Source organism: Pseudomonas sp. SG20052 (assembly GCF_031766055.1).
Lineage (GTDB): Bacteria > Pseudomonadota > Gammaproteobacteria > Pseudomonadales > Pseudomonadaceae > Aquipseudomonas > Aquipseudomonas mandelii.
Map to the genome: position 1 here is coordinate 2,413,898 of NZ_CP134498.1, position 25,402 is coordinate 2,439,299.

The window sequence follows — 25,402 nt, forward strand, 5'->3', positions numbered from 1 at the left end:
TTTTGTCAGAAATGCCAATGCCATCTGGTGTTAGCGTTTTGATGAAAAATGGCTACGGCCTTGCCCTGATATGGCTCATTACAACCGTGGTTGACTCAATGGTGCCCCAGAGAACAAAGGAGCGGACATGTCTCGCAACAAGCAGAGTCCTATCAAAGGTACGTTGAAGGACGCAAAAGGCATGGAGAACGATGAACCGATATTTCGCTCGCGCAAAGAACGACTGGAAGCAGGTGAGCGTTTATCCGAGAGCGTGCCGCACGCACTTCACGCCGTTTGGAAACCGAAGCGTAAACACCGCGACCCTATTGAAATCCTGGAAGCGTCTAACCGATATCGCCTGCCCAATCTGATTCCGGTTCGCTACGGGCGCATGTTACGCAGCCCGTTTACCTTTTTGCGTGGCTCTGCCGGGGTGATGGCGCATGACTTGGCTAATACGCCGAACACAGGCATTCAAGTCCAAGCCTGCGGGGATTGTCATCTTTTGAACTTCGGACTTTTTGCCACTCCTGAACGCAACCTGATTTTTGACATTAACGATTTCGACGAAACGCTTCCAGCCCCCTGGGAATGGGATGTAAAACGCCTCGCAATCAGTTTCGTCGTGGCTGCCCGTGACAACCGGCTCAGCGACAAAGACGCCCAGGCGATAGCGGTCCAGTGTGTTCGTGCTTACCGCGAGCGCCTGCGCAAACTGTCGAAGATGAGCCCGCTGGACGTCTGGTATGACCGCCTGGACGCTCAAACGATCATCGACATGGCCCCCAACGCGAAAATCAAAAAGAACCGAGTTCAGCTGATTGCCAAGGCCAAAGCACGCATCGGCGAATACCTTTATCCGACAATCAGCAGCGTAGTAGCGGGACGTCGACGCCTGCTCGATCAGCCACCGATACTGTTTCATATCTATGAAAAGGACTTTGCACAACGTGTGCAGGTGGCGCTGCAAGACTATCGATTATCGCTACCGCTTGAACGGCGTGTGCTGTTCGATCGTTACCGTCTCGAAGACTTTGTCGTCAAGGCTGTCGGGATCGGAAGCGTCGGCACCTATTGTTTTGTCGGCCTGTTCTTTTCTGCTGAAAATCACCCGTTGCTCCTTCAATTCAAGGAAGCCTGTCCTTCGGTGTTGGCTCCTTTTGCGGGCAAGAGTGACTTTGAGAATCAAGGTGAGCGCGTGGTCACCGGGCAACGCCTGATGCAGGCCTCCAGCGATATTTTCCTGGGCTGGACACAGGGGGAAAATGGCCGGCATTTCTTCGTACGGCAGTTGCGAGACATGAAAATGGCGGCCCCTGTCGAAGGCGCGACGGTCGATCAGATGAAGCTGTATGCCGAGTTGTGCGGTCTCACACTGGCCCGTGCCCACGCCAAATCCGGGGATGCTGCGCTCATCAGCGGCTATTTGGGCAAGTCGGACACCTTCGATCTGGCTATTGGCGAATTTGCCCAGAGCTACGCCAAGCAAAACGCGAAAGACCATGCCTCGTTGGTGGCCGCTGAAAAATCAGGGCGCATCAAAGTGTTGATAGAAGAAGACTTATGAAACCGATCCAGTGCGCAGTCATTACCTCGCGTGCTGAACCCGATTGCCCAGTGCAACAGAACAATACGTTGTGAGGCAAGGTCATGGATCACGATCTTTCAACGGCGAAGACCAGGCTATTGCCGGGCCGTACTCGTCAAGTAGCGCTCTTCTTCGTTGCCTGCTGCGTGACCGGGTGCACAACGATGGGACCGAACTCGATTCAGCGTGACCGTACAGATTACAGTGCAGTTATTGCCTCGACCTGGAAAGAACAGACACTGCTCAATATCGTCAAATTACGCTACGCAGATGCGCCCGTGTTCCTCGAGGTTTCCTCGGTCATTGCCTCCAGCGCGATGCAGAGCCAGGTCACCCTCGCAGCGAGTTGGTATTCTGGACTTCCCAGCGATGGAAACAGCCAGGCCATAGGGGCATCCGGGGTGTACACGGATCGTCCGACGATCAGCTACACCCCGCTTTCCGGGGAGAGATTCTCTCGTTATTTATTGCAGCCCCTATCGCCGGCTGCCGTGTTCTCCCTGATTCAGGCCGGCTATCCTATAGATCGCGTCCTGCAATTGACCACCAGCGCCGTTAATGGTGTCTATAACCGATCCACATCCCCCTCGCGTTTTCGAGCAGCAGATCCGCGTTTCTACGAGTTACTGGAGGCCTTCAGACGGATCCAGCGCTCTGAGTCGCTGGGGATGCGCATCAATCAACGAAGCAACGATGAAAGCATGCTCGTCCTGATCTCGCGGGACGTCTCCGACGACATCGAGAAAGATCGCCGAAAGGTGCGCGAACTCCTTCACTTGAGCCCCGATGCCAGCGAGCTGAATCTAAAGTTCGGCATGGTGCAGCAGGATGATACCGAGGTCGTGCTACTCACTCGTTCCATGTCGGAAATCTTCGTGGAGCTGGCCGCTACCATCGAGGTTCCACCTGCCCATGTGCAAGAAGGCCGTGCAAACCCGGCGCCTGCCGCGCCTGAGCATCCAAGCCCATGGGACGAACCATTAGTGCGCATTCACTCAAGCAGGGAGCGGCCAATCGATGCCTATGCAGCCGTTCGCTATCGCGACTATTGGTTCTGGATCGATGACCGTGACATGAAATCCAAATCGGAGTTCTTGTTTATTCTTGTCCTGTTTTCGCTGGCCGAAACGGGCGTGGCGCCACAAACGCCTGTGATCACCGTGCCCGCAAACTGAGCGACTAAGGGGGTAGCCTCAAGCCGCTTTTCCATAACGATGGTGTGCTCAGCCCCATGGAACTCGTCGCGGATGTTCTGATAACCCAACGCAGCGTAAAACTCCTCTGCTGTAATCGACGACGGTACCCGCACAGCGCCAACACACCTCGGGATTGCTGCCGGGGAACAGGCTCAGGCGGTAGTGGCTTTGTGGGCGTTGTCGAAGCTATCAGTGCCTGTAGGAAGTGAATGTCAGTTCATTAAACAACTCCTGATCTATCTGTTTTCATAAAACGGGACGCTTGGCGTCCCGTTTTTATGGTGGTGGTATCAGTCTCCGAAACGTTTGTTCAGCGCCTCTTCCGCCGCAGCGATTTCGGCCTGACGCCTGATGATCACGTCGCCCACCGGCGGCCCCTGGAAGCGGCGGGCTTCAAAACCGAACCAGACAATCGCCGTCAGCACCAGGAAGCCGATGGTGATGTACAGCGCCCAATCGTTCGGTGGCTGGATGCCGATGACGAAGATGATCACCATCGACAGGATCGAGAGGAGGGCGAACACGGTGAACCAGAATCGTCCCATGTTCCACGGTCCCATGGTTGGCCATCTCGAGGTCCCGTAGGTGAACAGGCCGAGCACGATAGGGATGATGAAGGAGAAGAACAGGAAGATCACCGTGCAAGACACGACGATGGTGTAGACCGGTGTTTCACCGATCGAGATCACCGACGAGCCCCAGACGAACAACACCGCGAGGGTAGCGCCGGTCCAGATTGCCGCCACCGGGCTGCGCAGGGTTGGCGAGACCGATGACAATGCTCTGGAGAAGGGCAGGCCTCCGTCGCGGGAGAAGGCGAAGATCATGCGCGAGACCGAGGTCACGGTCGCCAGTCCGCAGAGGAATTGCGAGATGAAAATGGCCACGTACAGCGCCGTTTTTACCGTCGGGTTCACTTGCGTGTCCATCGCCCAGAAAAACACGGTCCAGCCATGCTTCGCCGCTTCGTCCATGCTAGGCAGCATCAGCACGAACGAGCTGAGCATCACCCAGCCGAACAGCATCGACCAGACCACCGACATGACCATGCCCCGTGGCACGGACAGGGCGGCATTGCGGGTTTCTTCGGAGGTGTGCGCGGAGGCGTCATAACCGGTGATGGTGTAGATCGGCAAGAGCAGGCCGAGCATGAAGATCCAGCCGTTCGAGACCTGCGGCCAGACGTTGCCGCCTGCTTCGCCGGAGTAGTTGCTGAAGGTCCATAACCGGGCAAACTCATAACTGGGCGCCGAGATCAGGCAGACGATGGTCAGCGCCAGTGCAGTGGCGAAGATCAGATAGCCCGAGAAATCGGTGAGCTTCGCGGTCAGGCCAATCCCCAGGTGGTTAAACAAGGCCTGCAACCCCGTGAGCATCGCCAGGAAAATCATCCGTGTCGTGATGGTGTCTTCCATCCCCAATGCGGGTCCGAAAGCACCAAAAAAGAAGTAGTAAGTGCCGACGTTGATCGCGCCGAGTACGGTCACCAGCCCCAACAAGTTGAACCAGGCCGTCAGCCACCCGGTAAAGCGGTTCCCGAGAATCGAGCCCCAGTGATAGAGGCCGCCAGCGGTTGGGTAGGCTGATGAGATCTGCGCCATGGCCATGGCGAAGACTCCGGAGATCAGGCAACCGACCGGCCAGCCGATGCCGATGGACGCACCACCCGCGCCCGAGGTGCCCTGGGCGAGTGAGTTGATGCCACCCGAGAGGATGCAGATGATCGAAAAGGAAATGGCAAAGTTGGAGAAAACGCCCATTCGTCGCGAGAGTTGCTGGGCATAGCCCATGCTGTGCAGCACCTTGACGTCATCGTCGTGCGACGCGTTGGTGCCGGCTTGGCTTGCTGGCTTCATGTTGTGTGCCCCTTCAGGTTTTGATACGCATCCATCCGTGTCCCGGATGGGCTGGCTTTCAACCCCTTGTCGTACTGCTCCTTTTTCAACCGGTACACCCTGTCCATGCCCATGTCTGGACAGACAACTGCTCTAGATACGGCCGTGATAAGCCGCGTCGAAAATGCTTGCCGCGCCAGCCCGGGTCAATGGCAGCGGGTTACCACCGGCAGAGGGGTCGACAATGGCCATGTCCGCGATCAGGTCGGCCTGTTGGTCATCCACGCCCAACTCGACCAGCGTGTGCGGCACGCCGATGTCTTTGCGCAGTTTGAGGATGAAGGCCAGAAAGCTGTCGAAGCCGGGCGAGGGCAGGCGCAGATAAGCCGCCAGGCGCGTGATGCGTTCTTCGATGGCGGGGCGATTGAATTGCAGTACGTAGGGCATGAAGGTGGCGTTGGTCATGCCGTGATGGGTGTCGTACAGCGCGCCGACCGGATGCGAGAGGGCGTGCATGCCGCCCAGGCCTTTCTGGAATGCGGTGGCGCCCATCGCGGCGGCGGCGAGCATTTGCGCGCGCGCATCGAGATCGGACGGGGTGTGGACTGCCCGCACCAGCGCGTTGGCCACCAAGCGGATGCCTTCCACTGCGATGCCATCGGCCAGCGGGTGAAAACCAGGCGCGCAGTAGGCTTCCAGGCAGTGCGCCAAGGCGTCCATGCCGGTGCCGGCGGTGACTTTGGCCGGCATGCCGACGGTCAGGGCCGGGTCACTGATGACCACGCGCGGCATCATTTTCGGGTGGAAGATGATGCGTTTGGTGTGGGTGCGTTCATCGATAATCACCGCTGCGCGGCCTACTTCCGAACCGGTGCCCGCCGTCGTCGGCACCGCGATAACCGGAGCGATTTGGCTCTCGTTGGCGCGTGTCCAGTAGTCGCCGATGTCTTCGAAATCCCAGACCGGCCGGGTCTGGCCGCTCATGAAAGCGATGAGCTTGCCCATGTCCAGGCCGCTGCCGCCGCCAAAAGCCACCACGCCATCGTGTTTGCCGGCGCGCCAGGCATCGAGTCCGCCTGCGAGGTTGGCTTCGACAGGATTGGGCTTGAGGTCGCAAAACAGCGCGACGCCGAGGCCGGCGGCACGCAAGGAATCCAACGCCGCCGTGGTGATCGGCGCGCGCCCCAGGCCGCTGTCGGTGACCAGCAACGGTCGCTGGATACCCTGGCTGCGACAGACCTCGGCCAGCTCGCCGATGCGACCGACACCGAAGCGGATGCTCGTGGGGTAGTTCCAGTTTCCGGTCAGGCTCATGGCTCAGATCTCATGGCGCAAATGGAAGGATTTTGCTCGGGTCAGATGCTCGTAGCCCAGGCGCGATAGCGTCACGCCGCGACCGCTGTTCTTGACGCCGGTCCAGGCCAGGGACGGGTCCAGGTAATCGCAGCGGTTCATGAACACGGTGCCGGTGTCGATCGCGTTGCCCAAGCGTTCGGCGGCGGCGAGGTCCTGAGTCCAGACGGAAGCGCTGAGCCCGAACTCGCTGTCGTTCATCAAGGAAATGGCCTGGTCATTGCTGGTCACCGGCATGATGCCGACCACTGGACCAAAACTTTCTTCGCGCATCACCGACATGTGATGGCTGACATCGACCAGCACCTGGGGCGCGAGGTAGGCGCTGCCGGGTGCGTCGAGGGGAAAGGCCTTCGGATCGATCAGCGCTGTTGCGCCCTTGGCCAGCGCATCGGCGATCTGCCCGCGCACAAATTCAGCCGCGCCCGGATTGACCAGCGGACCGAGTGTGGTGGCTTCGTCCAATGGATTGCCCAGTACGTATTGATTCGTCAGCGCGACGAATCGCTCGACAAACGCCGGGTAGATTTTTTCATCGACATAGATGCGCTCGACGGCGCAGCAGCTTTGCCCGGAGTTGAAGAAGCTGCCGTCCACCAGGTTTTCCACCGCGTGGTCGAGGTTGGCGTCTGCGCGGACGTAGGCCGGGTCCTTGCCGCCGAGTTCCAGGCCCAGGCCGAGGAAGTGGCCTGACGCTGCGCTTTCCATCGTTCTGCCACCGCCGACCGAGCCGGTGAAGTTCACCTGCTGCACGCGGCCAGAGGCAATGATTGCGGCGGTCTGGTCATGATTGAGCAGCAGGTTATGGAACAGGCCTTCGGGTAGATTGGCGCGGCGAAACGCTTCGGCGAACCGTTCGCCCACCAGCAGCGTTTGTGAGGCGTGTTTGAGGATGACGCTGTTGCCGGCCATCAGTGCCGGAATGATCGTATTCACTGCCGTCAGATAGGGGTAATTCCAAGGAGCGACGACCAGCACCGTACCCATCGGCTCGCGCTTGATACAGCGGCGGAAACCGGTGACAGGCGTGGGTTCAATGGCTGCCAACGCTTCGGGTGCAATGGCGATCATATGCCGGGCGCGCTCTTCGAAACCGCGCAGTTCGCCCGCGCCAAAGCGCACGGGGCGGCCCATTTGCCAGGCCAGTTCCGGGACGATTTCGTCCTTCATGGCCAGCATCGCGTCAACGGCGGCACCGCAAAAGTCGGCGCGCTCGTTCAGCGGTCGGTGCTTCCATTGCGCCTGGGCCGCTGCGGCAGCCGCCAGCGCCTGCTCGATCTGCGCAGCATCGGCGCAGCGACGTTCGGCATAGACCCGGCCATCGACCGGTGAAATGAGTTGAATCGTTGCAGTCATGATGACGGTCTCAATAGCGCTCGAAACCGCGCTGCAATTCCCAGTCGGTGATGCGCCGGTCGTACTCTTTCTGCTCCCACTCGGCGGTGTGCACGTAGTGGTCGATCACTTCATCACCGAATGACTCGCGCAACATGGTGGAGCCCTGAAGGGCGGCGCAGGCTTCGCGCAGTGTCTTCGACACTTCAGGCAAGTGTTCGTCAACGTAGGCATCGCCTTCAAAGGGCGGCGTGAGGTTGAGCTTCTCGTCGATACCGGCCAGCCCCGCAGCGATCAACGCGGCAAAGGCCAGATAAGGGTTGAGGTCGGCGCCGCCGATGCGGCATTCGATGCGGATGGATTTGCTGCTTTCTGCACACAGACGAAAGCCCGCGGTGCGATTGTCGCGGCTCCAGACCGCCCGGGTCGGCGCAAAGGTGCCGGCCTGAAAGCGCTTGTAGGAGTTGATGTACGGCGCGAGAAAGCAGGTGATGTCGTTGGCGTATTTGAGCTGCCCGGCCACCCAGGCACGCATCAACTTCGACATGCCGAACTCGGCCTTGGCATCGAAAAACAGCGGCTTCTTGGCGTTTTTGTCCCACAGCGAATTGTGAATATGGCTGCTGGAACCGGCGGCGTCATACCGCCACTTGGCCATGAACGTGATCGCCTTGCCTTGCAACTGCGCGATCTCTTTGCAGGCGTGCTTGATGATGACGTGGTGGTCGGCCATGGTCAGCGCATCGGCGTAACGAATGTTGATCTCTTCCTGGCCCGGGCCCCATTCACCCTTGGAGTTTTCCACGGGAATGCCGGACGCTTGCAGATGCTTGCGAATCGCCCGCAGCACCGGCTCCTCGCGGGTGGTCTGGAGGATGTTGTAATCCTCGATGTAGTGGCCGGCGGTTTTTGGTTTGAGGTAGTTGCGCTTGTGGATGGCCTCGTAGCTCTCGTCGAACAGATAGAACTCCAGTTCCGAGGCGAACATGCCGGTGTAGCCGCGTTCGCGCAGTCGCTCGATCTGCTTTTTCAGAATCGCCCGCGGGCTGTGCGGCAGGTCCCGCCGATGGTGGTGATCGAGGACATCACACAGTACCAGCGCCGTGCATTCCAGCCAGGGCACCCGTCGCAAAGTGGACATGTCGGGTTTGAGGACGAAGTCGCCGTAGCCTTTGCTCCAACTGGCGGCGGCGTACCCCGGCACGGGTTCCATGTCAATGTCGTCGGCCAGCAGGTAATTGCAGCAGTGGGTTTCTTCGTGGCCGCTGTCGATGAAAAACTCGACCTGGAATCGCTTGCCGACCAGTCGGCCTTGCATGTCGACCATGCAAACCAGAACAGTATCAATCTCGCCGGAGGCGGCAGCACGTTTGAGTTGATCAAAACTGAGGAGGGGCTCGGTCATCACGTAGTCCTGCGTGAATAGGTTGGGCCTGTCTGAAATAGCTGTTGCAGACGCTCTCCAGAACAACCCCAAACCTGCAGACGCGAGCATCGTGTGCAATAAGCTGCTCTAAGCTTAGCTTACGGTTGCTGAACGCAAGTTTTGTTGATCGACGCCGGGTAGAGGGCATTGCCGTGCATGTCCTCGGTGCAGGCTAATTCACTGCCGACCAGAGTTGGCGGTACGCGGCCACCAGTTGGTCAAGGGTGAAGGCGAGATTTCGCCCGCTCGGGTTGGGCAGGACCCAGACCTGGGCATTACCAAAGGTGTGTGCCTGAAGCCCCCAGGCAATGGTTCGCTGGCCGGATAGCGCGCTGTACGCCGACTTGCCGAGAAACGCGACGTAGCGTGGCGCATAGCGAGCGATCTTCTGTTCAAAACTCGCGGCGGCGGCGGTGAATTCGTGCAGGGATAACTGATCCGCCCGCGCCGTGGGCCGATCAACCACGGCGGTTAATCCGCAGTGATAATTCAAAATTGTCCGGTCGTTTTCCGGGCGCACCTGTTCAGACGTGAAGCCTGCAAGATGTAGCGTGCGCCAGAAACGATTGCCTCTGCCGGCAAAGTGGTGACCTTCAGCGGCGGCCAACATGCCCGGGTTGATGCCGCAGAAAATCACCGACAGATGTTCAGCCAGAATGTCTTCGAGTCCTTCACGCACCGCAAATCACACCGACCGCATTGCGTGCCAGCTCCGTCAGTTCTTCTCGGGATTTGCCCGCCCGCGCGCGGATTGAAATGCTGTGCAGCAGGGAGGACGCGAGGACGGCGAGGGCGGCGGCGTCGACATCGCTTTTTAGCTCGCCGGAGTCGATGGCGGTTCGCAGGCGTGTTTCCAGATCGGCATCGAGCCTGCTGAGCCGGTCCGACAGCACTTCGCGTATTTCCGAATCCTCGACCGCTTCGGTGGTCGCCGTGCCGATCGCAAAGCAGCCGCGCGGTTGGCCGTCGCCGGAGAAGTAAATCGACAATTGCCCTTCGTAGAAGCGCATCAACGCATCGCGCAAGGTCAGGTTGCTGTCCGTCAGCGCTTCGTGCATCGCCGCCGCTGCAAATTCCCAATATTGCTCAAGCGCTTTTATGTAGAGCGCGTGTTTGTCGCCGAATGCCGCATAGAGGCTTGGGCGATTCATGCCTGCTGCGGTGGCGATGCTGTCCAGCGACGCGCCGGAATAACCGGTGCTCCAAAACACACCAAGCGCTTGCTGCAGCGCTGTCTGCGGGTCGTAAGCGCGTGGACGGCCGCGGCCTTTTGCTTCGGTAATCTTTTTTTGTGCCATGTCGTATAAAAACCTTGATGGAGGGTTTGTGTGGGGATATTCTTACACCATCGCACAAAATTAAGGAACCAGAAATTCCTTGGTTTACGGTTTGTTGAAGCGGAACTCGAACTGAGTGTTGCGGCGACGAAACAGGTGCGGCGGAGCGATCCTCCAGTCCGTGCTCGGGCTTGATTCCTCACAGCAACTATTGACGTCGGGGCCGCCGCATTGTTTGCCGGCCCGATGTCCCGGTGAAAGGTGTATTCGATCATGACTAAACAGTTCGACATCCCGGCTTCGCAGAGCTTCGAGCACCCCGCGCCGAACCTTGGCGATACGCCTATCAAAAAACCCTTCAAACAGAAACTGCGGCCATTGCTGATCATCGGTCTGCCGCTGATTGTCGCCGCGGTTGGCTATGCCCACCATCAAGCGGGCGCGGCGATTGTTTCGACCGATAACGCCTACGCCCGAGTGGCCAAGGCCTCGATCAATGCGCGGGTTTCCGGGCAAGTGGTCGAGATCGCCGTCGAGGACAATCAGCAGGTTCACAAGGGCCAGGTGCTGTTTCGCATTGATCCAAAACCGTTGCAGATCGCCGTCAACCGTGCAGAAGCGCAGTTGAGCGTGGCGCGCCTGCGTATCGATGGACTCAAGGCCAGTTATCGCCAGCAGCAGGCGGAGCTGCAATCGGCCAAAGAGTCGGCCGATTTCGACCAGCGGGAATTCGCCCGCAAGAAGGCGCTGGTTGCGACCGAATTCGTCTCCCGCGCCATTTACGAGCGCGCCGACACTGATCTCAAAGTGGCCCGGCAACGGATCGCGTCGGTTGAACAACAGATCGCCAGCACTGTGGTTGCCCTGAACGGCAACCCAAACATCGACGCCGATACCCACCCGACGGTGCGCGAAGCCAAGGCTCAGCTCGACGAAGCGCAGCTCTACCTGTCGTACGCGACGGTGTATGCGCCGGACGACGGCATCGTGGCCAAGGTCGACGATTTGCAGGTTGGCAACTTCGTCAACAACGGCGCGCCAGCCTTTGCCCTGCTGTCCGATCGCGAGATCTGGGTCGAGGCCAACTTCCGTGAAACCGACGTCACCCACATGCGTCCCGGCCAGACCGCGACCGTCAGTATCGATACCTATCCGGATCACGTTTTCAAAGCTCACGTGACCAGCATGAGCCCGGGTGCCGGATCGGACTTCGCCCTGCTGCCGCCGGAAAATGCCACCGGCAACTGGGTCAAGGTTGTGCAGCGCGTACCGGTGCGGCTCGAGCTCGATGAGGTCGATCCTGCGTTGCCGCTGTTCTCGGGCACCAGTGCCACGGTCAAGGTCGATACCGGCTACCGCACGCCCTGGTGGCATCCGCTCAAGGCGCTGTTGACCGCAGGTAACTTCTGATGAACGCCAACCTTGCCGGACCCCAAGGTGCGGGAACGATAAGGTTCGCCGCGCTGCTCGCGACTTACATGCAGTCGGCGAACCTGCCGCTTCCGAATGCCGTACTCAGGTTGATTCAGGGCAGCCTGTCGATGACCGACGACCAGGCCGGGTGGATTTTCACCTCGTACCTGGCGGCGAGCGCCATCACCATGCCGGTTGCGCAATGGCTCGCCGGGCGATTCGGCCTGAAACTGGTTTATCAAACCGCGCTGGCCTTTTTCGTCCTTGGCTTGCTGCTCTCCACCCAGGCAACCACGCCACTGGAATTCATCGGCGCGCGCATTATCCAAGGCCTGGCGAGTGGCGTGCTGGCACCGTTGTCGATGGCGATTTCGCTGGAGACATTGCCCCTGGAGAAGCGCGCAAAATTTGGCGCGACCTGGACCGCCATCGTGCTGTTCGGCATCGTCAGCGGCCCGAGCCTCGGCGGCTGGATCGGCGAGCATTTCGACTGGCGCCCGATCTTCTACATCAGCCTTCCATTGTCGGCATTCATCTTCCTGGTGATGGCGCTGTTGCTGAACGAGAAGAAAGCCGAGAAGCGCCCGACGTTCGATTTCTTCGGCTTCGGCAGCTTCACGCTGGGGTTGATCAGCCTGCAAATGCTGCTCGATCGCGGTGAACGCCTGGACTGGTTTGCTTCGACCGAGATCTGGCTGGAGGCGATCGGCTTTGCGCTGGGGCTGTACCTGTTCGCCGTGCATGTGTTGACCGCGAAGGTGCATTTCCTCAACAAGCGCTTGTTCAGCGACCGCAACTTCGTGCTGTCGACGATCATCTTTTTCGCCGTCGGTTTCGTGCTGCTGTCGACCATGGCGCTGACCTCGCCAATGCTCGACGAGATTCTCGGCTACCCGCCGGACACCACCGGTTCCCTGACCATTCCGCGTGGCATCGGGCTGGTCGGTGCGTTCCTGCTGATGGGCCGTGTGCCTGAGCGTTTCGACCGTCGGCTGTTCGTGGCGGCAGGGGTTGGCGTGGTGATTTATGCCAACTGGCTGATGCTCGGTTATTCGCCGTTGATGGACTGGTCGCCCGTGGCGGTGGCCGGTGCGATCCAGGGGATTGGCATCGGCATCTTGATGCCGTCGCTGACCAACGTTGCGTTCAGCACGCTCGATCCGACGCTACGTCCTGAAGGCACCGGTCTGTTCAATCTGTCCCGTGTGTACGGCAGCACTTTGGGCGTGGCGATTGTGCAGTTGTATTTCTTCAACAACACGCAAGCGATGCACGTGGCGCTGGTGAGCAACCTGACGCCGTACCGCGTCGGGCCGATGTCCCTGCAAGCCCTGGCGGAGCTCAACCACATGGTCACCCACCAGGCAGCGTTTATCGCGGTGGTCGATCAATTCAAGATTTTGATGGTGGCGATGCTGGTGGTGAGCCCACTGGTTGTCTTTCTTCGCAAGCCCGTTCCGACCAACTAGTTTTCGTGGAGTTTGCCCAATGAAATCCAATGCGCACTTCCTCAACAGACAGCTGTTCAAAACCACCTTCGGTGCGGTATCGGCGCTGGTATTCCTGACCGCTTGCACCGTCGGCCCTGACTACCAAATGCCGCCGCCGAGCCTGTCGCAACACTACGACCAGCAGGCCGAGCAACGCCTCGGTCAGGGCGGCAACACGCCCGGTGAACAGCATATCGACCTGGGTAAAAAGGTCCGCGGTGACTGGTGGACAGCTTTCCAGTCGCACAAGCTCAACAGCGTGGTGCGTCGCGCCATCGAGGGCAATCTTGAACTCGTGGCAGCGGACGCAACAATCCGGCAAGCCGCGTCTTCGGTAGCTGCCGCGGAAGGTGCGTTGTATCCGCAAGTCGATTTTGGCGCGACGGCAGGCCGCCAGCGGGTACACAACGCCAAGGAGCCTGCCACCTCCAACTTCTATGCAATCGGGCCGCGGGTTGGCTTTGACCTTGACGTGTTCGGCGGCAACAAGCGCGTGATCGAACAGCAAGAAGCGTTTACCGCGCTGCAGAAGCATCGTTATGAAGCGGCGTACCTGACCCTGACCGGCGACGTTGCCAGCCAGGCATTGTTGGTGGCTTCCGCCAACGCGCAGATCGCGGCCGTCGAGAAGCTGCTGGCCAATGACGCCAAGAACCTCGACCTCGTGCGCATGGCCCACACCAACGGCACCACCACGCAGATCGACGTTTCGTTGGCCGAAACCCGGCTCGCCCAGGACCGCACGCTGCTGCCGCCCCTCGCTCAGCAGCGCGATGCGGCACGCCACGCGTTGTCGATTCTGGCGGGCAAAGGCCCGGGTGACTGGAGCGCGCCGGACTTTGATTTTGCCGAGTTCGTATTGCCGGCGAACGTGCCCGTCAGCGTGCCCTCGGAAATGGCCCACGGCCGGCCGGACGTTCTGCAAGCCGAGGCCGAATTGCACATGGCCAGCGCGGCCGTCGGCATCGCCACCGCCAATCTTTACCCGCGCGTCACGTTGTCCGCGTCGTTGGCCCAGGCCGCCTCAGGCAATGGCGGCGCTGCACTCTGGGGGTTCGCGGCGGGGATCGCGGGGCCGCTGTTCGATGGCGGAACGCTCAAGGCTGAACGTCAGGCGGCCGTCGACGGCTACAAGGCGACGCTCGCTGGCTACCAGCAGACCGTCATTCAGTCGTTCGGCCAGGTCGCGGACTCGCTGCAGGCCATCAACCATGACGCCGAGCAAAACCTGGCGCAGGAAGACGCGTTACGCGCCGCCGACACCAGTTTGCGCTTGAACCAGCAAGCCTATGCGCAAGGCGAGAACAGCATCCTTCAGGTGCTGGAAGCGGAGCGTGCCTATGAGCAGGCGTTGCTCGGTCAGATCCGCGTGAAGACCGCGCAATACCTCGACACCGTGCGGCTGTACGTGGCGCTCGGCGGTAATTCCGTCGGCGCGTTCGAGCAGCGCGTTGCCAGCCGCGAAGCCCCGAAACCTTCGTATCAATAGCCCCAGAGATTGGAGTACAGACATGACTTACGAGCACTTTAACGATGACCTTCGTGACACGAAATTTCCGTTGAATCACGGCTCCGGCGCAATGCCGGCCGTGGGATTCGGCACCCTGTTTCGCGACCTCAGCGTCACCACCCAGGCGGTCAAGGACGCGCTGGAAGCAGGCTTTCGCCATTTCGATTGCGCCGAGCGTTATCGAAATGAAGAACAGGTGGGCGTGGCCTTCAAGGAAATGCTGGACGCCGGAAAAGTCCGCCGCGAAGACCTGTTCGTCACCACCAAACTGTGGAACACCAACCACCGTCCCGAGCGCGTCGCACCGGCGTTCGAGGCCAGTTGCCGACGCCTCCAAGTTGATTACATCGACTGCTACCTGATCCACACGCCGTTTGCCTTTCAACCCGGCGACAACCAGGACCCGAGAGATGAAGAGGGCCACGTTATCTACGACGACGGCGTCACGCTGATCGAGACCTGGCGGGCGCTGGAGCGCCTGGTGGATGAAGGCCGCTGCAAGTCGATCGGCTTGTCGGACATTACCCTGGAAAAACTGCGAGAAATCGTCGAAGTGGCGCGGATCAAACCGGCCGTGGTGCAAGTTGAAGCTCACCCGTACCTGCCAGAATGGGAACTGCTCGAATTCTGCAAAGAGCATGGGATTATCGTGCTTGCGTTTGCGCCACTGGGCCACGGCATGGAGCCCAATGTCCTGGAAGAACCGGTGATCACCCAGATTGCCCAGCGCGTGCAGAAAACCCCGGCGCAAGTGGCGTTGGCCTGGTCGGTACAGCGGGGCGTGGCGTTCCTGACCACGTCTGCGACGCCGAGTCATATCCGGGAAAACTTCGATATTTCGACCTTGCCGCAACGGGCCATGGTTGAAATTCAGCACGACATCACCACCCGGATTCGATTCAACTCGGTGGTGGAAACCGGTGTCCCAGGATTTATTCCGCGCAAGAAGTAACCCATGATGACGGGGCGGCCTGACAAGGCCGCCCCTTTTTCCATCCCCCGAGGTGAAGTCGATGGACGTGTTCCAGACCCTGCGTTGTTTCGTGGCTGTGGCCCAGAGTGGCAGCTTCACCGCGGCGGCTGAGGTATTGGACACCACCACGACCAACGTTTCCAAAGCCGTTTCCAGCCTGGAAGCCAGGCTTCGCACCCGCCTGATCAACCGCACGACCCGCCGTCTGGCGCTGACCGAAGCCGGCCTGCGTTACCTGGAACGCTGCGAGAGGATTCTTGACGAGGTGCGGGAGGCCGACGAGGAAGCCGTCACCGCGAACACCCAGCCTGTGGGGCGGCTGAAAATCCATGCGATGTCCGCCGTTGGCAATCATTACGTGATCGACGCCATTGCCAGATACAGAGAGCTGCACCCTACGGTCATGTTTGATTTGACCCTGACTAATCGACTGCCGGATTTGCTGGAGGAGGGCTACGACATGTCGATCGTGCTGGCCCGGGACTTGCCCGATTCAGGCTTCGTGGCGCAGCGGCTCGGCGTCACGTACAGCATTCTCTGCGCGTCGCCGGCGTACTTGAAAAAACGCGGACATCCGGATTCCCCGGCCGCGCTCGCTGCACATGACTGTCTGAAAATCGTGAACACCGTCATGCCGGTTGAAAACTGGGTATTGGACGGGCCCGAAGGCGTGGAAACCGTCAACGTGGCGTTGTCACCGTTTCATATCAACACCGCCGATGGCATGACCGTCGCAATCACCAATGGGATGGGGATTGGTATCCAGCCCATTGCATCGGCGGTCAATGGCTTGCGGGCCGGCACGTTGGTGCGTGTATTGCCCGGCCATCACCTTGAAGCGCTGAATCTGTATGCGATCTATCCGTCACGAAAGTTCGTCGATGCAAAAATAAAGACCTGGGTAGCGTTTCTCAAACACTCCATTCCGGTCGTGTTGGCCGCGGATGAAAACATCGTCGGCTCAGCGAAAAAAAGTTGATTCACACAGGCTGCAGGCATGGAGTGTCGACCCTCCATCATCCTGGCAGCGTTCAACCATTTGAACATCCGGTACCCATCACCTGGTACTGAAGGACATGGCGTTGACCGTTGGAATCTTCATAGGTCATTTGCGCCGGGACGGGGCCGCACTCGTTCGCAATGTCGGTCACGGCAATGACTTTCTTGATGTCCAGTTGGGTGCTGTAGGTGTAGCGTTCAACCGGCGTCTTACCGGCTTCGGCCGTTGACTGGCTGTCGTTTGCAAAGGACTGTGCGGCGATACCGCCCAGCGCCAGGAAAAGCGCCACTTTCAGGATTTTCATTTTATTCACCGTCTCGTCTGGGTTGCTCCGGTGTCGCCATTGGCTTACCGGGTACAGACGATGCTAGGGCGTTACCCCTCTCTCAAACAGCGGCCCGCTGGACAAACACTGTTGCTGGATTACGCATGAATGGCCGGCGTCGAAAAGCCTGCGACGCATGCTGGCACGTCGCGCTGGCGGTGTTGCCTGCCAGCGTACAGAGGCCTGAATCAACGACTTACAAAGTGAATGCGCCGGTCACCGGCAGGTCTTGAGTCGTCTCCTATACTGATCCGCGTTGATCGGTTCAACACAGATCCCGAATGCCGTTGGAACAGCGACTGGCGTTGCGACGGCCTCCCTACGAACTCACAGTCAGGAGAACGATATGACCATCCGCATTGGCGACGAAGCACCGGACTTTACCGTCGAAAGCACCGAGGGCACGCTGCATTTCCATGAGTGGATTGGCGACAAGTGGGCGATCCTGTTCTCGCATCCCAAGGACTTCACCCCGGTGTGCACCACTGAGCTCGGTTACATGGCAGGGCTCAAGCCAGAGTTCGATAAACGCAACACCAAGATCGTCGGGCTCAGCGTCGACCCCGTCAGCAATCATGCGAGCTGGGCCAAGGACATCGAAGAAACCCAGGGGCATGCGGTCAACTACCCCATGATCGGCGACGAAAACCTGGTGGTGGCCAAGCTCTACGACATGATCCATCCGAATGCCAGCGGCGGCGCACGCACCGCCGTGGACAACGCCACGGTGCGTTCCGTGTTCATCATCGGGCCGGACAAGAAGGTCAAGGCGATGCTCATCTACCCGATGAGTGCCGGGCGCAACTTTGATGAGGTATTGCGTCTGCTCGATGCGCTGCAACTAAACGCCAAGCACACCGTTGCCACGCCGGTGAACTGGCGTCCGGGTGAGGATGTGATCATTCCGACTTCCGTCTCTGACGAGGACGCGAAGAAGAAATACCCGGATGGTTTCAAAACGGTGAAACCTTATTTGCGCACGGTGGCGCAACCCAAGTAACCCCTAGGGAGACCCCAGGCATGGCCGTCCAAGTCTTGCGCGTCGAGGCAACGCACATCGACAAAATCGCCCCCCTCTTCGACGCTTATCGAGGCTTCTACGGCCAGCCCTCGAACCTGCCGCAATCCCGGGAGTTCATCGCCGAACGCATTGACCGGGATGAGTCCGTGATCTTTTTCGCATCGGACCTTTCCGGTGATGCGCTGGGGTTCGTCCAACTGTACCCGACATTTTCCTCCATCGACGCCCACCGCACCTGGTTGCTCAGCGACCTGTTCACCAAACCCGAATCCAGGGGGCAGGGCGTGGGCCGGTTGCTGATGAACGCTGCCCGAGCCTTTGCGCTGTCGACTGGCGCCAAGGGCATGGTGCTGGAAACGGCCACGGATAATGTGGGGGCGCAACGGTTGTATGAATCGTTGGGTTACGTGCGCGACACGGGGTATTACACCTACTGCCTTGATTTGAAGCAGGGCTGACCAAGGCAGCCGCTACAGGGCTCCGTGTTTAGCCGGCCGGAACCTGTTATCCAGCACTCGATTCACCTCTTCCATCAACGCCGAGGCAACTTCCATCGCTCGCGCAATTGCTCATATTCCCCCTCAGGCATCTGCACCAACACCGGAGACTCACGGGGATTCAGCCACTCGAACAACCGCGAAATATCCCCCTGATCCATTGCCGTACACCCCAACGTAGGCGAGGCAGGTCCCCGCCAGATATGGAAAAAGATGCACGAACCTGCACCCGGTGACGCTGGCGTGTTGTGCTCGATAAAGATCCCTTTGCGATACCCAGTCTCTTCGCGCATCTGCTCGGAACTGTTCCAGTCCTTGGCTATCGCCGCGCCGTCGACCAATTCGTTGTAACGTTCGGATTTTCTGTCATCCACGCACTCTGTGGTCGAGGTCAGCGCAAGATAAGGCAGCTTTGTCTCGGCCGTCGCGTCATAACCAAACGCAGTCCCGAGTCTGAAGATCCCGGCAGGTGCTTTCCCATCACCTTCACGTTTGACCGGCCCTTCACCAGCCTCAACGTTGCCCAACCCTTTACCCCACGCCATCCCGTTCTTGCCGACCACCACCGCAAAGCCGTCGCCGACTTTTCGAAAGCTGGCCCCGTCTCGTTCATAGCGCTGGGCGATGCCCTGAATGTCGTCCCAGTTTTTTGTGGTGACCACAATCAATTGGTGACTGCTGTCCAGTACCTCGCTGGTACTCAGCGGCGTGATGGGAAAATCCATCACGTTCTTCGGCGCTCCGTCTCCACCGAAAGTGAAGTGCCACCATTCTTTCGAGTAACCGGCGAAACCCTCTTTCTCCATGGCGCTGCTGAGCCGCTGACGGTTTTCCTTCGCCGTCGCATTGATCGTCGGGTTGGCGGTGTGCGCACGCTCATCGAAGCAATCGTACCCGGTGCCCATGTCGAGTGCGCCGTCGCGCCAGCGCTGGGCATAAGGCGCGGTGCAATCGACTTGCGCGGCCTCGGGTATCCAGGTGTCGGCGGGCAGAGCCTTGGGGCCGATGAGCGTCAGGTCCACGGTTGAGCCTCTGGAGTGATTCGACACCCGCGCCACATACCCCAGCCGCCAGAAGTCCTGCTTGTCGACGCGCGGATAGAACTCGGCTTTTCGCGGGTTCCCCGGCTCCTTCGCGAAGCGGCCCATATCGGCCACCGCACGGCTGGGTCGATAGCAGTCGAACACCTTCAAGCCGTAGCCTTGCTTTTGAAGTGCCCGTTGCACCCGGGCGAGGGCCTGGGCGGTGTCCAGCGACAGCAGGCACTCGGCGGAATCGTATCCGTCGAGCGAGTGTCCGGTGAAGTTGTGGGCGCTGGCGTAGCGGATATCTTGCTCGATGGTGGGGTCAATCGTGCGCAGATAAACCATGTTGTCGGGTCTGGGCCCGGCATTGGCGATGCCTGGCAGGATGGCGCTCAGCAACAGCAGTGACCGCAGCCACGTGCGGACGGGCTGGCGGGGGAATTGAACCGGCAAGGGTAGCGAGGAGGGCATACGAACCTTCAGGTTTAAGCGCATGAAGTGGTTGTCGAGTCCGGAGGACGCTTCAAATGATCTTAAACCATGACCGCCAGTGTCTGGCTGATTCATATCTGGGTGCAGGCATTACGATGGAAAACGCAAAGGCGCCCGCGATGCTGTCGCGGGCGCCACGTTCAGGTGGGTCTTCAGGCGACCGGAATCATCGGGTCGGCCGCTGCCAGAGCGGTGGCACGATCAGCGGCTGGCGGGTAGATCCACTGAGTGTTGATCTGCGTCTTGAGCTCCTTGGCCTCGTCCTTGACCAGTTTGAGCTGGCGATCCCAGCCTTCGGTGAACACTGCGCCCCACGCGCCCAGGTCGAGGCAGGTCACGTACTTCGGTTGACGGTAAGGGGTCGGCGCAACACCCAGCAGATCCGCGGCGACGTTGTTCCCGGCATGACGGCCCAAGGCGATCGCGTGCTGGCACGACATGGCGGCGAAGTTGCCAAGGTCGTCGGTCGCGGCATAGGCGACGTCGCCGGCAGCATAGACATGCGTCTGGCCCAATACCTTCAGGTTCTCATCGACGTGCAAGCGCCCTTGTGGGTCGCGATCGCTGGTCAGGTGTTCGGTCAGCGGGCTGGCGCGGAAACCGACGGTCCAGATCACCGTCTGGGCTTCGATGTGGCGGCCATCGGCGAGGGTCACGCCGTTGGCGTCCACTGCAGCGACAGTGGCGTTGACCACCCATTCGACGCCCAGGTGTTCGGACGCTTCGATGATGGAGGGACGAATGCCATCACCCATCGTCGCGCCGATCTGCGGCGCACGGTCGACAATGATCACGCGCACATCCTGATCGTCGCCGAGCACAGCCCGCAGGCGTGCCGGCATCTCGGTGCCGGTCTCTATGCCGGTAAAACCGCCACCGGCGACCACCACGGTGTTACGCGCAACGCTGGCAGGGCGGTCTTTCAGGGATTTGAGGTGGTCTTCAAGGCGCACGGCGGCTTCGATCTGATCCACGTCGAAGGCGTGCTCGGCAAGACCTGGCACCTTCGGCCGGACCAGCTGGCTGCCTGCGGCCAATATCAGACGGTCGTAGCTCAACGTGCTCTCGTGGCCCGCCTCATCGCGGTAGCCGACGGTTTTGGTCTGCTCGTCGATACGCTCGGCCATGCCTTTGACGAAACGCACACCCACCGAATCGAACAGCGCGTCGAGGGGGGCGAACATCTTGTGCACGTCGGTTTCGTAGAAGCGCGGACGTATACGCAATTCCGCCTGAGGCGCCAGCAGAGTGATGTCCACGTCCTTACGGTCGTGCATGTCCAGCAGACGAGCGGCGCTCAATGCACTCCAGACACCACCGAACCCCGCACCGATAACCAGAATTTGCTGTTTCATGATTTGTTCCTGAAAAGAAGTGGTCAATAGTCTTGAAGTTGTTCTTCAAGTTGGCGGGACGGCCGTCGTCCGCTGTGAGTGCATGGTATTGGCGGAACTTTTCTGGCGCACTGCTACGTCGGTTCAGAAAAGTCATACCTCAGTGGCAGGGATCTATACAAAGGTATTAACAGGGGCGCGGAGCAACACATTCAGGAATGTTCTCAGTGGTGTGAAGGTCTGCGAAGTGGCGCTAGTCTGTAAGGTGGTGACACTGGACTGGACGACAGCCTGACCGCAGTGCGGCCTATAAAAAAACCAACGTGTGCTCACCCTCAGATGAACAAAAGCATGCAGTTATCCTGGGACGACGGTGAGCGTATTTTCTGTCGGGAGCTACGCGCGAACGCCGGCAGCGACAGCCCTGTGCTCATCGCGCGGCCTGCGGCGGAACAACCTCTCCCAGCCTGCCTTGGCCGACTCGCACATGAGTTTGGCCTGAAGGACGAACTCGATCGCACGTGGGCGTGCAGCCGCTTGAGATGTTGCGTGCCACGGTGCAATTCACGCTGCCCGGCCCCCGGATTAATACTTAGGTTTAGGGGAGGTATATTCATAGGTCGTTCAGACTAATCGTATGTACAAATGAAACTCCGCAACCCTGTCGATAGAGTCAATGCAAGGGTTACGGAGGAAGTTGTCATGAGTGCTTTTACCGCCAAGTTCGTCGAACGCTGTTTATCGCTTCGTTCAACTGCACGTGTTTGCCTGACCATCATGACAACGGAGATGTCCAGTCAGTTAAGCGCCCTGTTGCCCGGCAATCACCCCTTCGCCGAAACCTACCTATCGTCCGGCGTTGTGTTGAAACTGATCGACGTCCAGGAGGCCGCGGACAGGGTGCCTGTCGGTGCGCATCTGGTGGGGCCACGCACGTTCTATATGCATCACGGCATCTATCTAGGCGGTGGAAAAGTGGCTCACTATTCCGGGTTCAGCAGTTCATTCAAACCCGGCCCCGTCGAAGTCATCGATCTTGAACGTTTCGCCCACGGCAAACCGGTCTGGATGTATCAGGAGCCAGGCGACTTTCCCTGCCATGAAATCGCCAACCGGGCGCGCTCCAGGATCGGCGAGAATCAATATCGGATTTTCTCCAATAACTGCGAGCACTTTTGCAGTTGGTGCACCCGTGGCAAAAGTTACAGCGCCCAGGTCAATGCCTGGTTGCACAGCCCACGTTCTTTGTTCTCTTTTATTTCGGCGCTGGAGCACAACTTTATTGCCTAGTGCGGGTTAGGCCCGAGCGCGACCCTACAAAAACGTCGCGCCTCGGAAATCGGCCTCAGGTGCTGCTACACTTTTTTGCTACCCATTCTCATTGAGGACCGCCCATGAGCGGCAATCCTTCCTCCAGTAAGCAAGGCAATCAAGGTTCGATGGTGTACGTGGTGGATGACGATGCGTCCATTCGTGACGCCTTGGCTAATCTGTTGCGCTCTGCCGGGATCCAGGTCCAGACATTCGCTTCCACGGCCGAGTATCTTCAGCATCCGAAGACCGGGGGCGCCAGTTGCCTGGTCCTTGATGTACGACTGCAAGGGAGCAGTGGCCTGGACTTCCAGCGTCAGTTGGTGGAATCAAACGCGAACATCCCCATTATTTTTATCACCGGTCATGGCGACATCGAGATGTCGGTCAAGGCGATGAAAGCAGGGGCCGTGGACTTTCTGGCCAAGCCGTTCCGTGAACAGGACCTGCTGGACGCGGTGTCAGGCGCACTTCAGGCCGATATCCGGCGCCGGGAAGTCGAGCAACAGCGATCAGACCTGCACAGCAACTACCAATCGCTGACGGCCCGGGAAAAAGAGGTGATGGCCCTTGCCGCCAAAGGCCTGATGAACAAGCAGATTGCCGGGCAGATGAACCTGAGCGAGATCACCGTGAAAATCCACCGCGCCCATGCCATGAAAAAAATGCACGCCAAGTCATTTGCGGACCTGGTGCGCATGGCCGAGTCCTTGGGGATTGGCCACGATCAATGACTCAAGAGGCCCGCTAGCCCGATCCATTTCGTGCTTCTGAGTCAATTCCTGCATGTCGTAGACGCTCAAGCTGCAATAGCTGAAAAAGAGGCATTTTGCTGGCCCCGAAGCGTCACGGTTGTCGCCAAAATCCACTTCATTTTCAGGTGGTTAGGCGGAATGCAATTGCGAAGTGTATTTGTCACGATGATCTCGTTTGCCCTGGCCAGCGTTGCAGCCTCTGCCCAAGCCAAGGAACTGGCGTCCAATGACCGGTATATGTGCAGCTGGGGGGCGGGCACGGCGGCGAGGGCCCAGGAACTCAAGCTGGCCGGGGTCTCCCTGTATGCCGCCCGGCAGAAGCTACAGGCCTACAAATTCAGCAAGGCGTGGATGCGCATGATGGCGATGGGCATCACCGAACAGACTTACGACAGCAAGTCGCGGTTCAAGCCAGCGGATGTCCGGCAGAATTTTTATGAAGAGTGCGTGCGCTACAAACTGGCGCGCAAGTAAAACTGAGGTGTAGGACCCACCGCAATTCCCTGTGGGAGCGAGCCTGCTCGCGATAGCGGTGTGTCAATCAACATTGATATCAGCTGATCCACCGCATTCGCGAGCAGGCTCGCTCCCACAGGGTTATGCGGTGATGGTTTGATTTGCCGCTCAGTTCAGACACTGCGCGCCGGCCTTGGCCACTTGTGCATCCTGCTCGGCCTTGACGCCGGACACGCCTACCGCGCCGATCACCTGGCCATCGACGATGATTGGTACGCCACCTTCCAGGGACGTCAGCAACGGCGCGGACAAAAACGCGTAGCGTCCACCGTTGACCATCTCTTCATAGCCTTTCGATTCCCGTCGGCCAAGGGCTGAGGTGCGGGCCTTTTCGGTCGCGATGTAGGCGCCGATCGGGGCGCAACCGTCGAGGCGCTCCAGGGCCAAAGGATGGCCTCCGTCGTCGACAATCACGATGGTCACGGCCCATTGATTATTCTGTGCTTCGTTGCGTGCGGCGCTGAGAATCCGGCTGACTTCGGTCTGGCTGAGGACGGCTTTGCTTTTCATGGGGATACTCCGGGGTTCGATGAGGGCAACGCGGCTTCGACCAGTTCGATCCAGTGGCGCACAGGGGTTCGGCCCGCACCGTCAAGGTGGGACTGACAGCCGATATTAGCCGTGACAATGACTTCGGGATGACCGCTTTCCAGCGCATTGAGCTTGTTGTCGCGCAGTTGCCGGGACAGCTCCGGTTGGGTCAGCGAATAGGTGCCCGCCGAGCCGCAACACAGGTGACCGTCGGGAACGAACGTGAGGTTGAAACCCAGGCGCGTCAGCAGCGCCTCAACCGCACCGCCGAGTTTCTGTGCGTGCTGCAAGGTGCAGGGGCAATGGAAGGCCAGGCGCTGGTCGCTGTGGATGCCGAGCTGGTCCAGCGGCTCCTCGCGCAACACTTCAACCAGATCCTTGGCCAGTGCGCTGACCTTTATGGCCTTCTCGGCGTACGCCGGATCGGTGCTGAGCAGGTGGCCGTAGTCTTTGATGAAGGCACCGCAACCGCTGGCGGTTTGCACGATGGCCTCGGCGCCTTGTTCAATGCTCGGCCACCACGCGTCGATATTGCGGCGCGCGCGATCAAGGCCGGCCGCCTGGGCGTCCAGGTGATAATCGACCGCGCCGCAGCAACCGGCCTCGCGCGCCGGTGTCACGCTGATCCCCAGTCGATCCAGGACACGCGCGGTGGCCGCGTTGGTGTTCGGCGACAGACTCGGCTGCACGCACCCTTCGAGCATCAGCACCTGTCGGGTGTGGCGGGCGGTCGGACGTTGTTTGGCCGGATACACACGGCGCGGCAGCTTGGCTCGCAACGTGTTGGGCAGCAGCGCACGGAACACCTGACCGCTGCTGAGCAGTGCTTTGAACAACCCCGGGTTGGGTACGACGCTGCGCAAGCCTTCGCGCAACAAGCGTTGGTCGAGCGAACGCGGCACCGCCGCATCGACCACCGCGCGGCCGATGTCGAGCAAGTTGTGATAGTCGACGCCCGAAGGGCAGGTGGTTTCGCAGTTACGGCAAGACAGGCAGCGATCCAGATGCTGTTGGGTCTTCTGGGTGACCTCATTGCCTTCCAGCACCTGTTTGATCAGGTAGATGCGCCCGCGCGGCCCGTCCAGTTCATCGCCGAGCAGTTGATAGGTGGGGCAGGTGGCGTTGCAGAAACCGCAGTGCACACACGTGCGCAGGATGCTTTCGGCTTCTTCGGCGCGGGGCAGTTGGCGGGCCTGTTCGCTCAAGGTGGTCTGCAT

General features: G+C 59.7%; 23 protein-coding genes and 2 pseudogenes. 13 read left to right on the forward strand and 12 right to left on the reverse strand.

The genetic code is table 11. The features are described from left to right. Positions 1-373: 373 nt before the first annotated feature. Together RHP74_RS10915 and RHP74_RS10920 are read left to right on the forward strand one after the other, a co-directional pair. Positions 374-1,549 (forward strand): DUF2252 domain-containing protein, encoded by a 1,176-nt coding sequence (locus RHP74_RS10915; RefSeq protein ID WP_311100455.1) that lies wholly within the window; start codon positions 374-376, stop codon positions 1,547-1,549. 83 nt (positions 1,550-1,632) lie between these two features. Further along, complete coding sequence (locus RHP74_RS10920; RefSeq protein WP_010459008.1) at positions 1,633-2,745, forward strand: hypothetical protein; 1,113 nt, start codon at positions 1,633-1,635, stop codon at positions 2,743-2,745. A 20-nt stretch (positions 2,746-2,765) separates the two neighbouring features. Here the strand turns inward: RHP74_RS10920 and RHP74_RS10925 are convergent. The 7 genes and pseudogenes from RHP74_RS10925 to RHP74_RS10955 all read right to left on the reverse strand — a co-directional run. After that, a pseudogene (locus RHP74_RS10925) lies at positions 2,766-2,888 on the reverse strand (GNAT family N-acetyltransferase); the annotation flags it as partial. A 168-nt stretch (positions 2,889-3,056) separates the two neighbouring features. Continuing rightward, on the reverse strand, positions 3,057-4,622 hold the full coding sequence (locus RHP74_RS10930) for an amino acid permease (RefSeq protein WP_311099350.1): 1,566 nt from the start codon (positions 4,620-4,622) through the stop codon (positions 3,057-3,059). A 132-nt stretch (positions 4,623-4,754) separates the two neighbouring features. Next, entirely contained in the window at positions 4,755-5,915 is a 1,161-nt protein-coding gene (locus RHP74_RS10935; protein WP_083377136.1) for an iron-containing alcohol dehydrogenase, read from the reverse strand. Between the two features lie 3 nt (positions 5,916-5,918). Then, on the reverse strand, positions 5,919-7,310 hold the full coding sequence (locus RHP74_RS10940; protein WP_311099351.1) for an aldehyde dehydrogenase family protein: 1,392 nt from the start codon (positions 7,308-7,310) through the stop codon (positions 5,919-5,921). Between the two features lie 10 nt (positions 7,311-7,320). Further along, positions 7,321-8,694 carry a glutamine synthetase family protein gene (locus RHP74_RS10945; protein ID WP_311099353.1) on the reverse strand — a complete coding sequence of 458 codons (1,374 nt, stop codon included), beginning with the start codon at positions 8,692-8,694 and terminating at the stop codon, positions 7,321-7,323. A 193-nt stretch (positions 8,695-8,887) separates the two neighbouring features. Beyond that, on the reverse strand, positions 8,888-9,394 hold the full coding sequence (gene mug / locus RHP74_RS10950) for a G/U mismatch-specific DNA glycosylase (RefSeq protein WP_311099354.1): 507 nt from the start codon (positions 9,392-9,394) through the stop codon (positions 8,888-8,890). Then, the gene (locus tag RHP74_RS10955) at positions 9,387-10,013 is read right to left on the reverse strand and encodes a TetR/AcrR family transcriptional regulator (protein WP_311099356.1); all 627 of its coding nucleotides are present in this window, start codon (positions 10,011-10,013) and stop codon (positions 9,387-9,389) included. The genes mug and RHP74_RS10955 overlap by 8 nt, the downstream gene beginning before the upstream one ends. A gap of 252 nt (positions 10,014-10,265) precedes the next feature. Here RHP74_RS10955 and RHP74_RS10960 point away from each other — a divergent pair, with 252 nt between their 5' ends. From RHP74_RS10960 to RHP74_RS10980, 5 genes are all read left to right on the forward strand, one after another. Then, complete coding sequence (locus RHP74_RS10960; RefSeq protein WP_311099358.1) at positions 10,266-11,402, forward strand: HlyD family secretion protein; 1,137 nt, start codon at positions 10,266-10,268, stop codon at positions 11,400-11,402. After that, a complete protein-coding gene (locus RHP74_RS10965; RefSeq protein WP_311099360.1) occupies positions 11,402-12,874 on the forward strand; it encodes a DHA2 family efflux MFS transporter permease subunit in 1,473 nt (490 codons plus the stop codon). Before RHP74_RS10960 ends, RHP74_RS10965 begins: the two co-directional genes overlap by 1 nt. Before the next feature lie 19 nt (positions 12,875-12,893). Further along, positions 12,894-14,384, forward strand: coding sequence for an efflux transporter outer membrane subunit (locus RHP74_RS10970; protein WP_311099361.1), 1,491 nt, complete (start codon positions 12,894-12,896; stop codon positions 14,382-14,384). Between the two features lie 22 nt (positions 14,385-14,406). Continuing rightward, entirely contained in the window at positions 14,407-15,357 is a 951-nt protein-coding gene (locus RHP74_RS10975; protein WP_311099362.1) for an aldo/keto reductase, read from the forward strand. Positions 15,358-15,418: 61 nt separating this feature from the next. Further along, positions 15,419-16,357: a LysR family transcriptional regulator gene (locus RHP74_RS10980; RefSeq protein ID WP_311099363.1), complete on the forward strand. Its 939-nt coding sequence runs from the start codon at positions 15,419-15,421 to the stop codon at positions 16,355-16,357. Between the two features lie 52 nt (positions 16,358-16,409). Here RHP74_RS10980 and RHP74_RS10985 read toward each other — a convergent pair whose 3' ends face one another. Continuing rightward, the gene (locus RHP74_RS10985; protein WP_083377129.1) at positions 16,410-16,682 is read right to left on the reverse strand and encodes a DUF2790 domain-containing protein; all 273 of its coding nucleotides are present in this window, start codon (positions 16,680-16,682) and stop codon (positions 16,410-16,412) included. A 367-nt stretch (positions 16,683-17,049) separates the two neighbouring features. Between RHP74_RS10985 and RHP74_RS10990 the strand changes: the two genes are divergently transcribed. Both RHP74_RS10990 and RHP74_RS10995 read left to right on the forward strand, forming a co-directional pair. Then, positions 17,050-17,703: a peroxiredoxin gene (locus RHP74_RS10990; RefSeq protein WP_010459028.1), complete on the forward strand. Its 654-nt coding sequence runs from the start codon at positions 17,050-17,052 to the stop codon at positions 17,701-17,703. A 20-nt stretch (positions 17,704-17,723) separates the two neighbouring features. Continuing rightward, the gene (locus RHP74_RS10995; RefSeq protein ID WP_311099366.1) at positions 17,724-18,182 is read left to right on the forward strand and encodes a GNAT family N-acetyltransferase; all 459 of its coding nucleotides are present in this window, start codon (positions 17,724-17,726) and stop codon (positions 18,180-18,182) included. A 74-nt stretch (positions 18,183-18,256) separates the two neighbouring features. On the opposite strand, the gene RHP74_RS11000 is transcribed toward RHP74_RS10995, so the two are convergent. Together RHP74_RS11000 and RHP74_RS11005 are read right to left on the reverse strand one after the other, a co-directional pair. Continuing rightward, positions 18,257-19,717, reverse strand: coding sequence for a M15 family metallopeptidase (locus tag RHP74_RS11000; protein ID WP_311100457.1), 1,461 nt, complete (start codon positions 19,715-19,717; stop codon positions 18,257-18,259). A 173-nt stretch (positions 19,718-19,890) separates the two neighbouring features. Continuing rightward, a complete protein-coding gene (locus RHP74_RS11005; RefSeq protein WP_311099368.1) occupies positions 19,891-21,093 on the reverse strand; it encodes an NAD(P)/FAD-dependent oxidoreductase in 1,203 nt (400 codons plus the stop codon). A gap of 330 nt (positions 21,094-21,423) precedes the next feature. Between RHP74_RS11005 and RHP74_RS31385 the strand changes: the two are divergent. The 4 genes and pseudogenes from RHP74_RS31385 to RHP74_RS11020 all read left to right on the forward strand — a co-directional run. Then, positions 21,424-21,644: pseudogene (locus tag RHP74_RS31385) on the forward strand (serine/threonine-protein kinase PknK); the annotation flags it as partial. Positions 21,645-21,774: 130 nt separating this feature from the next. Next, positions 21,775-22,362 carry a lecithin retinol acyltransferase family protein gene (locus tag RHP74_RS11010; RefSeq protein WP_311099370.1) on the forward strand — a complete coding sequence of 196 codons (588 nt, stop codon included), beginning with the start codon at positions 21,775-21,777 and terminating at the stop codon, positions 22,360-22,362. 104 nt (positions 22,363-22,466) lie between these two features. Further along, positions 22,467-23,117, forward strand: a complete 651-nt coding sequence (locus tag RHP74_RS11015; protein WP_010459044.1) for a response regulator transcription factor — start codon at positions 22,467-22,469, stop codon at positions 23,115-23,117. Between the two features lie 159 nt (positions 23,118-23,276). Next, positions 23,277-23,612, forward strand: coding sequence for a hypothetical protein (locus RHP74_RS11020; RefSeq protein WP_010459046.1), 336 nt, complete (start codon positions 23,277-23,279; stop codon positions 23,610-23,612). A 150-nt stretch (positions 23,613-23,762) separates the two neighbouring features. On the opposite strand, the gene RHP74_RS11025 is transcribed toward RHP74_RS11020, so the two are convergent. Continuing rightward, positions 23,763-24,164 carry a heme-binding protein gene (locus RHP74_RS11025; RefSeq protein WP_010459048.1) on the reverse strand — a complete coding sequence of 134 codons (402 nt, stop codon included), beginning with the start codon at positions 24,162-24,164 and terminating at the stop codon, positions 23,763-23,765. Beyond that, entirely contained in the window at positions 24,161-25,402 is a 1,242-nt protein-coding gene (gene glcF / locus RHP74_RS11030) for a glycolate oxidase subunit GlcF (protein WP_221109089.1), read from the reverse strand. Before glcF ends, RHP74_RS11025 begins: the two co-directional genes overlap by 4 nt.